The organism is Bifidobacterium jacchi (genome assembly GCF_009078285.1).
Lineage (GTDB): Bacteria > Actinomycetota > Actinomycetes > Actinomycetales > Bifidobacteriaceae > Bifidobacterium > Bifidobacterium jacchi.
Genome location: NZ_RQSP01000001.1, coordinates 91,303 through 104,380 on the forward strand (window position 1 = coordinate 91,303; position 13,078 = coordinate 104,380).

At 61.1% G+C, this 13,078-nt stretch carries 10 protein-coding genes and 1 riboswitch; of the genes, 5 read left to right on the forward strand and 5 right to left on the reverse strand.

Annotated elements, in window-relative coordinates; genetic code table 11:
• On the reverse strand, positions 1-3,733 hold a 3,733-nt coding region (locus tag EHS19_RS00370), incomplete at its 3' end, for an Ig-like domain-containing protein (protein ID WP_241676976.1).
• Positions 3,734-4,034: 301 nt separating this feature from the next.
• A riboswitch (TPP riboswitch) is annotated at positions 4,035-4,136 on the forward strand.
• Here EHS19_RS00370 and EHS19_RS00375 point away from each other — a divergent pair.
• From EHS19_RS00375 to EHS19_RS00395, 5 genes are all read left to right on the forward strand, one after another.
• Positions 4,128-5,054 (forward strand): hydroxyethylthiazole kinase, encoded by a 927-nt coding sequence (locus EHS19_RS00375; protein ID WP_151915820.1) that lies wholly within the window; start codon positions 4,128-4,130, stop codon positions 5,052-5,054. Its footprint overlaps the riboswitch before it by 9 nt.
• 153 nt (positions 5,055-5,207) lie before the next feature.
• Positions 5,208-7,922, forward strand: a complete 2,715-nt coding sequence (thiC, locus tag EHS19_RS00380) for a phosphomethylpyrimidine synthase ThiC (protein WP_151915821.1) — start codon at positions 5,208-5,210, stop codon at positions 7,920-7,922.
• A gap of 245 nt (positions 7,923-8,167) precedes the next feature.
• Positions 8,168-8,461, forward strand: a complete 294-nt coding sequence (locus EHS19_RS00385) for a prevent-host-death family protein (RefSeq protein WP_151915822.1) — start codon at positions 8,168-8,170, stop codon at positions 8,459-8,461.
• An 80-nt stretch (positions 8,462-8,541) separates the two neighbouring features.
• Complete coding sequence (locus tag EHS19_RS11210; protein WP_241676977.1) at positions 8,542-8,709, forward strand: type II toxin-antitoxin system mRNA interferase toxin, RelE/StbE family; 168 nt, start codon at positions 8,542-8,544, stop codon at positions 8,707-8,709.
• 233 nt (positions 8,710-8,942) lie between these two features.
• Positions 8,943-9,884 (forward strand): GIY-YIG nuclease family protein, encoded by a 942-nt coding sequence (locus EHS19_RS00395; RefSeq protein WP_151915823.1) that lies wholly within the window; start codon positions 8,943-8,945, stop codon positions 9,882-9,884.
• 158 nt (positions 9,885-10,042) lie between these two features.
• Here EHS19_RS00395 and EHS19_RS00400 read toward each other — a convergent pair whose 3' ends face one another.
• From EHS19_RS00400 to EHS19_RS00415, 4 genes are read right to left on the reverse strand one after another with little or no spacing between them, the layout of a single operon-like run.
• The gene (locus EHS19_RS00400; protein ID WP_151915824.1) at positions 10,043-10,975 is read right to left on the reverse strand and encodes a hypothetical protein; all 933 of its coding nucleotides are present in this window, start codon (positions 10,973-10,975) and stop codon (positions 10,043-10,045) included.
• Complete coding sequence (locus tag EHS19_RS00405) at positions 10,972-12,081, reverse strand: DNA methyltransferase (protein WP_151915825.1); 1,110 nt, start codon at positions 12,079-12,081, stop codon at positions 10,972-10,974. Before EHS19_RS00405 ends, EHS19_RS00400 begins: the two co-directional genes overlap by 4 nt.
• Positions 12,071-12,250 carry a type II toxin-antitoxin system RelB/DinJ family antitoxin gene (locus tag EHS19_RS00410; protein WP_151915826.1) on the reverse strand — a complete coding sequence of 60 codons (180 nt, stop codon included), beginning with the start codon at positions 12,248-12,250 and terminating at the stop codon, positions 12,071-12,073. Before EHS19_RS00410 ends, EHS19_RS00405 begins: the two co-directional genes overlap by 11 nt.
• A gap of 52 nt (positions 12,251-12,302) precedes the next feature.
• The gene (locus tag EHS19_RS00415; RefSeq protein WP_241676978.1) at positions 12,303-12,758 is read right to left on the reverse strand and encodes a transposase; all 456 of its coding nucleotides are present in this window, start codon (positions 12,756-12,758) and stop codon (positions 12,303-12,305) included.
• Positions 12,759-13,078 lie beyond the last annotated feature (320 nt).

Consider the following 13,078-nt stretch of genomic DNA (forward strand, 5'->3'; position numbering starts at 1 on the left):
TCGTGGTGAACGAGGTGGTCGCCAGCTTGAGCTCGATCTCAGTCAGGCCGGTGCTCACCACACCGCTGGACGTGGTGGTGTCGGCGTTGGTGACCGTGAAACGGATGAACGTCGCGCCGGTGGGTGCGAAGTCGTAAGTATACGGCTTGACACGATCGGAGGACTCGGCCGTGGCGATAGTCTCCTTGGCATTGATCTGCGTCCAGTCGGTGCCGTTGTCGGAAACCTCGATCTTGGTGGTGCCGGCGTCGGGGAAGGTAACGGACGAGCTGTCGCGGAAGAAGTACATGACGATCTGGCCGAGCGTCTGCTGGGTCGCGTATTCGAACGTGATCTGCGCCGTCTTATTGCCAGCCTTCGACCATGCCCAGTTGGTCCATGCGGTCGGGTTCGCACCTCCGGAGAGGTTGTCGCTGACGGTGGTGGAGCCGTCCTTGATGGCATCCAGCGTGTCGGACTGGGACTCGGTGGGAATGCTCTGCGTAAGCTCCATCGCATTGCCGGAGACGCTGTCACCGATGGCGACGGATGCCTTCTGCACGCGGATCGTGGCGGTCACGTCGACGGTCTTGTCGAAGACGGTCGCGGTGCCGGGCACGGTCACGGTGCCGGCCTTGGCGTACTCGGTATCGGCGGGCTTCTTCCAGGTGACGGCGAAGTTCGCGCTGGTCACCGTGCCGTCGGAGAGCACAAGCGGACGGGATTCGGGCAGCGCCGGAGCGGTGCCGAGCGGCGTGGTGGCCGAGTAGTTGAGCAGTGCGCCGCCCTCGTCGATCATCGTGACGCGCACGGTGATGGTCTGGTCGGCGACGGTGCCGGTCACGGCGAAGGTGCCGGGCTTGGAGACCTGCTCGTCGGTGACCTCGTTCCAAGTGACGTTCTGACGATCCTTGGTGCCGTCGGAGTACCGCACTTCAACGTCGGAAGGCAGCGTGGGCTTGTTGCCGGTCTTCACGTAGTAGTTACGCGAGTAGTAGACTCCGTCGATGGTCTTGGCTGTTCCTGTGCCGGGCACTGCGGTCGTGGTGATCGTCGTGGTCGCGGCCTTGAGACCGTCTGCCGTTGCGGTCACCTTGATGCTGCCTGCGGTCTTGGTGGACTGGACGATGGCGATCAGCTTGCCGCTGAAGGCCTGACGATTGTCGTCCTGATAGGACTGGTGATCGGTGGTCTTGCCGTTGTCCACGCCGACGAGCTTGCCGGGGCCGTCGACCTTGAACGTGACGCGGTCGGTGGCATCCGGAATGGTGTTGCCGTCCTTATCGGTCACGTCCACGGTGATGTAGCTCAGGTCCTTGCCGTCGGCGGCGATCTCGGTGCGGTCGGCTTCGGCCTTGAGCTGGGACGCTGCGCCAGTCGTCGTCACGGAGGAACGGCCTTCGGCGTTGGTGATCTGCTTGCCGTCCTTATCGAACGCTTCGGCGGAGATCGTTCCTTCGGCCCACGGAACGTTCCAGGTCAGGTACATGTTCTTGTCGGCGGTCGCGTTCTTGTCGTCGCCGTCATAGGTCTTGTACGTATAACCGGCATCGGTGGTGTGCTCGGTGAACTGCTTTTCGCCGATGAGCTGCTTCTCGGTGCTGCCCTTGGGGGTGAAGTACAGCTTGACCTTGGCGGCATCGGTGTAGACGACGACCGGCACCTTGCCGCTGGAGTCCTTGGCGACGACGTTGCCGTTCCACGCGGGCAGGATGTGCAGCGTGTGCGACTTCGTGTTCCACTGGGAACGGTAGAAGTAGTAGCTGTCCTTGGGCAGACCGGCGGTGTCGACGATGCCGAAGTAGGAGTTCTTCGGCGACGGCCAGGTGCCCCTGACACCGACGTCGGTGCCGTTCCACGGGGTGGGCTCGCCGAGATAGTCGAAGCCGGTCCACACGTATTCGCCGGCGACGAAGTCACGTTGGATCACGTCGTACCAGGCGGAGCTGGCGGTGGCGCCCCAACCGACCGCGCTGTTGTCGTACGAGGTCAGCTGCTGGCCGCTGGTCTGGCCACTGGTGACGTTGTAGATGCCACGGCTGTTGATCGAAGACGCCGTCTCGGAGCCGTACAGCTTCCACGTCGGGTGAGCCTTGTGGGTCGAATCGTAGAGCGAACCGTTCTCATAGTTGGCGCCGACAACGCCGCCCGCTGCGGTCAGAGCGTCGCCCATCGTGTTGGACTCACTCCAGCCGGCCTTGATCTTGTTGTCGCCGTACGTGACCTCGCGCGTGTCATCAGCAGCCTTGGCCCATGCGGTGAGCTTGGCGGAAATGTTCGGGAAGTCCGCAACGCTGCCGGAGATGCCTTCCATCATTTCGTTGCCGGTCGACCACATGATGATGGACGGATCGTTGCGATCGCGGTTGATCGTCGAGGTCAGGTCGAACTTGGCCCAGGACTCATCCTTGTCGCCGCCAAGGATCTGGTTGTCCGAGGCTATGGTCTTGTCAAAATACTTGGCGTAGTCCTCGGTGTTGCCGTTCTTGGCGCGGTTCCAGCCATCGAAGATCTCCTCGATGACGAGAATGCCCTGCTCGTTGCAGATGTCGATGAGCGCCTTGGCCGCGGTGTTGTGCGTGGTGCGGATGGAGTTGACGCCCATGTCCTTGAGAATGCGCACCTGACGGGCGATGGCGGCCTTGTTGGCGACCGAGCCGAGCGAACCCTGATCGTGATGCATCGAGACGCCCTTGAGCTTGGTCTTCACGCCATTGATCGAGAAGCCGGTGTCGGGATCGAACGAGGTCCAGCGGAAGCCGTAGTCGGTGTCGTAGGTGTCGACGGTCTTGCCGCCGACCTGCACCTCGGTGCGCACCGTGTACAGGTTCGGCGCATCGACGCCCCACAGCTTCGGGGCTGCCGTGGTGGTGATCGTCGAGGCCACGTCGGCGCTCTTGCCAGCATCGACCGACTGCGCGGCGGTGGTGACGGTGCCGAGCGTCTCGGTCGGCTTGCCCTTGGTGAACACGGTCTGCTTGAGGATGACGGACGCGGCCTTGTCGGTGTCGTTGGCGACCGTGGCGGTGAGGTTCATCGTCACGTTGCCGTTGTGCTGTGCGGCGAGCTGCGGGGTCTTGACGGCCACGCCGTTGCCGGCGACGTGCACGCCGTCGGTGACGGTGAGGGTGACGTCACGGTAGATGCCGGAGCCGGAGTAGAAGCGGCTGGAGGGGGTCTTGTGGTCGACCTTGACCACGATGGTGTTCTCCGCGCCGAACTTCGCGTTCTTCGTCAGATCGAACGAGAACGGCGAATAGCCGTAGGGGTGCTCGCCGAGCTTGACGCCGTTGAGCCAGACGGTCGCGTTCATGTACACGCCGTCGAAGTTGATCGACACCTGTCGGCCGGCGAGCGCCTTGTCGAGGGTGAACGTCTTGCGATACCAGCCGGTGCCGCCCGGCAGATAGGCGCTTTCGGCCTCGCCGGACTGGGTGTAGTCCTGCGTGATGCTGTAGTCGTGCGGCAGCGAGATCTGCTGCCATGCGGAATCGTCGTAGTCGGGCGACTCGGCGGCGATCGAATCGGAGAGCTTGAACTTCCAGTTCGCATCGAAATCGGTGGTGCGCGACTGTCCGGATCCGACCCGGTTGGTGTAGACGACTTCAGGGGTGGAGCTCATCTGCGTCGTGGAGTCGGCGCGCGCCGCGCCGTCCTCGGCCGACGCCGGTATCGTGAGCATGCCCAATGGAATGGCCAAGGCTGCCGCCGCGGCGAATGCCACAAGTCGGCCGCCAAGTTTGTGTACTGTCATGCCGGTTCCTTCTTCGTTGAATGTAAGCGTCCGCTGCGACGCCATTGCCTGCCACTATACAGGCACCGGCGCACAGCGCACACCGGTTATTTTCACTATTCTACGGTATGAAACGACATTTATGTAAAGGGCATTAACAATATCATTCGGCGTGTCGCCTATCGAATGGCACCATACGAACGATGCCGCGATCCCCTGATCAAAAAACCGCATCCACGATGCCACTCACTATGCCCTGCCACACGGCATGCGCGGACGATGCACAGGCAATGCGCATGTCCACCTTGAGCCATAGCGTTGGACCGTAATGCAGGGGAACCCGGCGACGGGTTGAGAGTGGCTTCGGCCAGACCCTTGGAACCTGTTGGTCAAGACCATCGTAGGGAGCAGCGATATGAGCGATGATTCGCAGGATGAAGACGACCGCGCGCCACTCGCGTCTTTGCGCGAGCGCATCGCCCAGGCCGTGCGCGATGTGAAGTCAACCACTCCGCTGGCGCAGTCGTTCACCAATTTCGTCACGATCAATCTGGTCGCCAACGCGCAGCTTGCCGCCGGCGGCACCGCGGCGATGAGCTTTCTTCCCGACGACGTGATCGACACGGCCGCGATATCCGGCGCGGACTACATCAACGTGGGCACGCTGCTGCCGTTCTATAGGGATGCGCTGCCGAGGATCGCGCGCGCATTCCACAAAACCGGCCATCGTTGGGTGCTTGACCCGGTGGCGGCCGGCATCGGCGAGACCCGCACCGAGATTCTGCGCGCGTTCCGCGCCACACCGCCGACCCTCGTGCGCGGCAACGCCTCGGAGATCATTGCGCTGACCTCCATGTGGCGGCTGGCTGACGCTGCGGCCGATGGCGCATCCGACAAGGCTTCCGATACCGCTTCTGATACCGCATCGACCCGTCCGGCCGGCGTCGAATCGGTGGACGAGGTCGATGCCGCCGTCGATTCGGCAAAGCGGCTGGCGCGCTTTCTGGCGGATGGCACTCCCGACGGCAAAGCCGCGGTGGCGGTCTCCGGCGCGGTCGATCTGGTGACTGACGGCGAGCACGTCTACCGCCTGCCTGGCGGAAGTGCGCTGATGACCAAGATCACCGGCGCGGGCTGCTCGCTGGGCGGCGTGACCGCCACCTATCTGGCCGTGGCCGAACCGCTGACGGCGGCGTTGGCGGCGACGCTGCTCTACAACCGTGCAGCCGAGATCGCCGAAGCGAAATCCGATGGTCCGGGCACGTTCCAGGTGCATCTGCTGGACGCGCTGTGGAACCTCACGCCCGAACAGGTGGCGGAATCGGCGATTGTGACGCAATGAACCGTGTGGTCGCGTGCCTATGATCTCTCCCTCAGTCTCGCTACGCGAGACAGCTCCCTCATCAGAGGGAGCCGAGAAGAGACAAAATCGCGGAACGCCCACAGCTCCTATACAACAAGACTTCCTTATATAACCCAACAAAGGAACAACCAAATGAACAACGAATACCCATACGCCTCGATGCGCGACTCGTTCGACCTGTCCGCGTACTTCGTGGTCGGCCCCGAGGACTGCAAGGGCCGTCCGCTGACCGACGTGGTCGATCAGGCCCTGCGCGGCGGCGCGACCTTTATCCAGTTGCGCGCCAAGAACGCGGACGCCTCCGAACTGACCGCGATGGCGCAGGACATCGCGCAGATCATCGAGGACAACGAGAAGTCCGACTCCGTGGCCTTCGTGATCGACGACCGTGCGGATGTGGTCTGGCAGGCCCGCCGCAAGGGCATCAAGGTGGATGGCGTGCACATCGGCCAGACCGACATGGAGCCGCGCGAGGCGCGCGCCCTGCTCGGCGACGAGGCGATCGTGGGTCTTTCCGCCGAGACCGAAAGCCTCGTCAAGCTCATCAATGAGCTGCCCGACGGCTGCATCGACTACATCGGCGCCGGCCCGCTGCACGTCTCCACAACCAAGCCCGAGGCGTCGGTCGGCGGCAACGACGGTTCCGGCAAGACGCTGGACGCCAAGCAGATCAACACCATCTGCTCGGCATGCGACTTCCCGGTGGTCGTCGGCGGCGGCGTGACCGCGGCCGACATGACCATGCTGGCGGGCACCAAGGCCGCCGGCTGGTTCGCCGTCTCCGCCATCGCCGGCGCCGACGATCCGGAGGCCGCCACCCGCGCGATGGTCGAGGGCTGGAAGGCCGTGCGCGGCGAGACGAAGCACGGCTACGCCAAGCGCATCGTCACCCACACCCCGGCCGCCGACACGCAGGCCGCACAGGAGGGCACCGCCCCGGCGGGCGCCGAGGCCACCGAGAAGAAGTTCACCAACGCCAAGGAGGCCAAGGAGGCGCAGAAGCTCGCCAAGCAGCAGCGCGTCGACATCGCCGCCCGCGGCTCCAAGCAGCGCGACAAGGCGCACATCCGCAAGACCAAGTCGGTGCATTTCGAGAACCAGTTCGGTGCCTACGATCTTGAGGTGCCGTACACCGAGATCAAGCTGTCCGACACCCCCGGTGTGGGTCCGAATCCGCCGTTCATCGACTACAACACCGAAGGGCCCAAGTGCGATCCGAAGGAGGGCCTGAAGCCCCTGCGTCTCGACTGGATCAAGGACCGCGGCGACGTCGAGGAGTACGAGGGCCGCCGCCGCAACCTCGAGGACGACGGCAAGCGCGCCATCAAGCGCGGCCGCGCCACCAAGGAATGGCGTGGCCGCACGCACCAGCCGATGCGCGCCAAGGACCACCCGGTGACGCAGATGTGGTACGCGCGTCAGGGCATCATCACCCCTGAGATGAAGTACGTTGCCGAGCGCGAGAACTGCGATGTGGAGCTCGTGCGCTCCGAACTTGCCGCCGGCCGCGCGGTCATGCCGTGCAACATCAACCACCCGGAGGCCGAGCCGATGATCATCGGATCCGCCTTCCTCACCAAGCTCAACGCCAACATGGGCAACTCGGCCGTCACCTCGTCCATCGACGAGGAGGTTGAGAAGCTCACGTGGGCCACCAAGTGGGGTGCCGACACCGTGATGGACCTGTCCACCGGCAACGACATCCACACCACGCGTGAGTGGATCCTGCGCAACTCCCCCGTGCCGATCGGCACCGTGCCGATGTACCAGGCGCTCGAGAAGGTCGAGGACGACGCCTCCAAGCTCAGCTGGGAGCTGTTCCGCGACACCGTGATCGAGCAGTGCGAGCAGGGCGTGGACTACATGACCATCCATGCCGGCGTGCTGCTGCGCTTCGTGCCACTGACCGCCAACCGCGTGACCGGCATCGTCTCGCGCGGCGGCTCGATCATGGCCGAATGGTGCCTGCAGCATCATCAGGAGAGCTTCCTGTACACCCACTTCGACGAACTGTGCGACATCTTCGCCAAGTACGACGTCGCCTTCTCGCTCGGCGACGGTTTGCGCCCCGGATGCCTTGCCGACGCGAACGATCCGGCCCAGCTGGCCGAGCTCATGACGCTGGGCGAGCTGACCCGCCGCGCGTGGGCCAAGGACGTGCAGGTGATGATCGAGGGCCCGGGCCACATTCCGTTCGACACCGTGCGCATGAACATCGAGATGGAGAAGGCGATCTGCAACGATGCGCCGTTCTACACCCTGGGACCGCTCACCACCGACACCGCGCCCGGCTACGACCACATCACCTCCGCCATCGGCGCCACCGAGATCGGCCGTTACGGCACCGCCATGCTGTGCTACGTGACGCCGAAGGAGCACCTCGGCCTGCCGAACAAGGACGATGTCAAGCAGGGCGTGATCGCCTACAAGATCGCCTGCCACGCGGCCGACATCGCCAAGCACCACCCGCACGCGCAGGACCGCGATCTCGCCATCTCCAAGGCCCGTTTCGAGTTCCGTTGGCTCGACCAGTTCAACCTGAGCTACGACCCGGACACGGCCATCGCCTTCCACGACGACACGTTGCCGGCCGAGCCCGCCAAGATGGCGCACTTCTGCTCGATGTGCGGCCCGAAGTTCTGCTCGATGGCCATCTCGCAGAACATCCGCAAGCAGTTCGGCGGCGCGGCGGCGCAGGAACAGCTGGTGCAGGACACCCTCGCCGGCAAGATCCCGTCCGCGCAGGAGGCGCGCGGCGCGCTTGATCCGAGCACCATCCAGGCCGGCATGGCCGAGATGAGCCGCAAGTTCCAGGAAGGCGGCTCCAAGCTCTACCAGAAGGCGTGAAAACGGCTTGATTCCGTCATTTCCTAGCCTCTGAAACAACGTAAGCCATGTGGTCCGATTAGTTTCGGCGCCCATGGCTTTCGTTGTTTTGTGTGGCAATGCACATGAAGTCGTTCAACAGCACATGTCATCAACTGTCATCAACAGCACACACAAGGCGACCACAGTCAGGGCAATCCCCTGCATGACGCAGACCAGTCATGATAGCATGTGAATATACATGTTATCTTGCATGGAGGTTTGACATGGCATCGTTGACCGTTCCCGTGGACACCCTCGTCCCCATCAGCCGATTCGGCAGGGGCACCGCCAGCGCGGAATTCGCGAAGGTCGCCGACGGCACTCCCGTCACCGTGCTGCGCAACAACGAACCCGTGTACTTCATCATCAACGAGCACGACTACCGCCATTTCCGTGAACTGGAGGACGAGGTCAAGCAGCTGCGCGCCGCGGAGGCACGCCGTCAGGCGACCAACGGCGAGTACACGCACTCCTTCACATCGGTCGACGATATGGACGACTACTTCGATGCGCTCTGAACCGCTGACCATCGCGACGATCAGGGCCTTCGATCAGGACGCCAAAGCCCTGAAAAAGAAAGCACGTCGACCTTAAGCGCATGAAACCGGCCATCCGGGCGATCATCGACGGCGATGTCGATGCGCTGCGCACGAGATACCGGGACCATGCCCTGACCGGGCAATGGGCCGGCTTCCGCGAACTGCACATCGATGCCGACTGGCTATTGGTCTATTTCATCGACGCGACAGGCTGGTCCTTGTCCTGACCCGAACCGGATCACACGACGACCTCTATTCGGCGAAGACTCCGAAAATCCTCATACGGAGCTACAAAGACGCGGACAGAAAATCATTCGAGACCTGACGCAGGGCGGCATCGAACGGCACATGGGAAAACTCGGCCACGCAAATGCTCCGGCCATCTGACCGGTGTCTAGTATTGTGGCTGGTATTATGCGTACAACGCATAATGACTCGATGTATCCAATGAGAGGGCATCATGGTTTACGTACAGAGCAGGCACGTCAGTCTATTTCTTGTTGAGGGAACCTTCGGCGGCATAGTGACGGCGGAAATCATGAATTGGACGGGTCATGTGTTGAAGGGCCGTCGTTCTCAGTTATCCTCGATCTACCAGCGGGATGAGGCAAAGCGTCCTGGAGTGTATATCCTCACCGGTGAGGACGATGAAGGCCCGTTGGCGTATATCGGGCAGACTGACTGCATCGCCGAACGGCTAAAGCAGCACAACACCGGCAAGGAATTCTGGGATGAGGTCGTGTTCGTTACGTCGAAGGATTCCAACCTCACCAGTGCTCATGTGCGCTATTTGGAGGCCCGCCTGTATCAGCGGGCAATGGAACTTAAGCGTATACGGTTGGATAACGGGAATGAGCCCAAGGGCGGCGCGCAGCTGCCTGACGCGGACAGGTCGGATATGGATTATTTCTTCCATCAGATACTGATTCTGTTGCCGGTTCTCGGCGTGGAGTTTCTGCGTGGCAAGACGGCGAAGGAGATGAATCGGGGAGCATATGAAAACGATATGGATGCAATGCCCGATCAGTCCGAATCGCCGGTGTTCATGCTTTCGGTGCAGTGGAATGGGGTGTCAGCCAAGGCGCAAATCGTTGACGGGGAATTCACCGTGCTTGCCGATTCCCTTGTCGCCTGCGAAGTGACCGTCAAGGAGGGCTCGAAAGCCGCCTCCAGTCCCTCCTACAACGGTTTGAAGGCGTTCTTCCAACGATGCCGGGATGATGGCACCATCGTCGCCAATCCCGGTAATGGCCATCTTTCAAGGCTGACGCGAAACGTACAGTTCAGTTCGCCGTCCGCAGCCGCGGCCTTCGTGAAAGGCAATGTCTCCGCCAACGGAAGAAAGGACTGGAAGACGACAGACGGAAGAACCTATGCCGCATGGGAGGCAACGAACGGCTGACGCCCCATGACAAGCCCAAGTCGGGCATGAAGAAGACATACCGTATATGATCATTATTAATCAAGACTCTGTTAGACCAAGGTGGACTTAAGAGACGTATACGCGAAACCCGCTTGTTTGACTGCGTTGAAAGGTCAAACAAGCGGGTAAACGCCAGACTACTTCAAGGATAGATCTACGATGGCGCTCAAATGCGCGAGCAGTTGCTCTTCGATCAAGGATTCCCGTGGATTCTGTTGTCCCGTTTGCCGTACCTTGCGCGCGATAATATTCAACTCCGCTTCAATCTCTTCCTTTTGCTTACCTTCCGAAAACAGCTTGAAGAACGATACCCAGTACTTCGCCTCGATACCCGCCATGAGGGTGTCCATGGACTCGTTCACCCAATCCGCCATAAGGCCGTCCACCCTAGCGATACGCCCAAAGTTGCCGCCTCCATCCTGGTTCGGCACATCAACGTATTGCGTTCCCGGTTTAGGATACGGGGTGGTTTCCGGATGGTGGATTCCGCAATCTCGTTTGGAATTGTCTCCCTTGCGATGGTTCCAGTAGTAGGTGCGCATGTCCGAAGCGAATTTCGCTTGTTCGACGTAGGGTTCGTAAACTACGGGTTTGCCACTAAGTACATTAGAAAGCCCCCAAGGCACGCAGCAGATCAGATCCCATTCAGTTACGGCGTCGGCTGATGCCTTGTATCGTAGGGACGGTTCGGATTCCTTGGAAAGCAGGTACCACCCCTTCAGCTCGATGCCGATCAACGGCGCATCGTCCTTATTGGAGCCCACGAGTCTTACGTCCGGGAACGATTCGGGATAACGTCGGAATTCCTTGCCCTCCCATTTGCCTTGAGGATCCCATATGCTGCGCAGCGAGTTCAACAGCATGACGGTTTGTGCTTCTATGGTGCCGCCGAGCAGCGTGTTGATTGAGAACAGGTCGTTGACCTCAATGCCTTCGATGTTGATGGGCGACGTGAAATGCATCGGCAGGGCGCGCAATGCCTGAACTACGCCGTTTCGTAGTTCGGTTCGTTCGTCCCCGTCGGGGAGGTCGTAGTGTTCCGGCAGCTCCTTGCCGTCGTAATCGGTCATGCTTGTCTTCTTTCAAGGATTGTCGTGTTGTCTGCGTTCTCCGCGGCGTACTCTTCTTCTGCTTCCGCCAATCGTCCAAGAGCCAGATTCTGGAATTCCTCGTCAATCTCCGCCGTATAGGCGAAGCGGCCGGTGAGCACGGCCGCGACGGAGGCGGACGCGAGTCCTCCGAACGGCTCCCATATCACATCCCCCTCATTGGATGCCGCGTGGATCTGACGGGCCATGAAATCCAAGGGCTTCTGGTTGAGATGCGCCGCCGATTGCCTGGAGGGTTTGTAGACGCGTGGGGCACTGCGTTGAAGCGTCCCTTTGAGACGTTCCCCGTCGTGAAGCGGGGGACGTGACCATACATTCGTCAGACCGTTGACATGATTCCATACGGCACGGAGGGAGTCCCAGCGTTCGGCCGTGATCTCGGTATGCCCGTCGATGGAGAAGTAGGGACGGTTCGTGGGCTTGCCGTTGACCTTCGCGTATTCGGCCATGCGTTCGACCATCTCTCCGGGCGGCCAATACCACAGCCAATCGGCCGTGAGATACTTGCGTGTGGCCGCGTTTTTCACGCCACATGCCTCGTTGGCGCGGCAGAGCGGCAGACCGGAACGACGCCATTCGGCGCGCAGCCATTGCTGTACGCCGAGGACGCCGCCATCCTCCGTGGAAAGAGTCAATTTGCGCCGATACAGAGCGGACACCTCGGTGACCACAGGGAATTGTCGGATGGTGTTGCCGTTCACGTTGCCCGCGACATGCGACAGCCCTTTGTCCCATGTGACCAGCTGCACGTATTCCCAGCCGTTCGCCTCCAGCAGCGGATGCACCGTAGCCCAGCCGACCTCGGTGTTCCAGAACCACAGGGATGTGGAGGGCTTCGCCCGTTTCGACCATTGGGTTACATGGGGCGAGTACCAGTTCACGAGTCCGTCGGCGCTCACCGTGTCTCCTCGGAACCCTCGTACGCCATAGGCTCCGTCGCTGATGATCAGGTCGGGGGCTTCCCAATCCGAATATGCATCGAGTACGTTTCCGCGATGCAATGTATATCGACCGCTGCGCACGTCTTGCGGAAGGAGGTCTTTGATGCGGATGATTTTATCTGCCATTCGATGTTTCCTTCTTGACCTCGAACGGGAGCCCTTGTTCCCTGACGACGGCTTTAAGGAAGATGGCGACCGCGCCGGAGAGGGTGAGTCCCAGGTCTTCGAGCACTTGGCTGGATTCCTCCTTGAGCTGCGAGTCTATCCTCATGGTCGTGGTGGGTATGCTCGCCATGCGCATCTCCTGTTCTTATCGTTTGTTCTGACTGTACATCGTATGCACGATGTCAGGCGGCTTTTCGCCAGTAATCCAGATATGGCGGCGTCATATGCTGGTAGTCGCGTCGACGGATGCGGTACAGGCCATTGCCGAGCCGGCGTGCGAGCAGCCGGTCGTCGCTGGTTTCGCCGAATCCGTCGGTGAACGCGTTGATCCATTGGAACCAGTCCAGATAGGCTTGCAGGTATTTCGTGGATACGCCATGGAAGCCGAACATGAAATCCTCCAACCGGGCGTGCAGCGTGTTCACCCGGTTGATCGCGTGATCGTCGGCGTCGGTTTGAGTGAGGTTCGCACCCAGCTCGGCCAACGGTTTTTCATAAGCGGGCGCGCCGTCGGTCAACACGTCCGTTCCGCGTCCGATATGGGTTTTCAGCACGGTCATGGCGCGTTCCTTGGAGATGACGCCGCGCCCGCACACGGTCAGAAACGACCGGCCAGTGTCGTCCACGCCGGTAGCCACGCATATCTGCTCCCTCGACAATTGTGTGTGTTCAATTGGAAGTGGGCCGTGTGAGCGTGTGGAAGGTCTCCGAATGAGCGGCAGGTTTTAGTCCATTTCAGCGTGTGGTGAGAGATGAACACAGAACTTGCGCTAAGCAGTGCCCTTACTCTGGTGACCCTGTTTTACAAACAGATGCGATCTGTATGCCTCGCACACTGTGACGGCGGCTATTCCAATCGGCTTCAATCCGGCCGAAGGACTATTCTGAGGAACGATGGCAGGATGGAATTCTTACTGGCATAGTCAGGAAAACCGATGGCTCTGTTCAACTAACTGTG

Coding starts and splice junctions, on each gene's coding strand:
- EHS19_RS00375 (WP_151915820.1), top strand. CDS start 4,128: ATGAGCGATGATTCGCAGGATGAAGACGACCGCGCGCCACTCGCGTCT.
- thiC (WP_151915821.1), top strand. CDS start 5,208: ATGAACAACGAATACCCATACGCCTCGATGCGCGACTCGTTCGACCTG.
- EHS19_RS00385 (WP_151915822.1), top strand. CDS start 8,168: ATGGCATCGTTGACCGTTCCCGTGGACACCCTCGTCCCCATCAGCCGA.
- EHS19_RS11210 (WP_241676977.1), top strand. CDS start 8,542: ATGAAACCGGCCATCCGGGCGATCATCGACGGCGATGTCGATGCGCTG.
- EHS19_RS00395 (WP_151915823.1), top strand. CDS start 8,943: ATGGTTTACGTACAGAGCAGGCACGTCAGTCTATTTCTTGTTGAGGGA.
- EHS19_RS00400 (WP_151915824.1), bottom strand. CDS start 10,975: ATGACCGATTACGACGGCAAGGAGCTGCCGGAACACTACGACCTCCCC.
- EHS19_RS00405 (WP_151915825.1), bottom strand. CDS start 12,081: ATGGCAGATAAAATCATCCGCATCAAAGACCTCCTTCCGCAAGACGTG.
- EHS19_RS00410 (WP_151915826.1), bottom strand. CDS start 12,250: ATGGCGAGCATACCCACCACGACCATGAGGATAGACTCGCAGCTCAAG.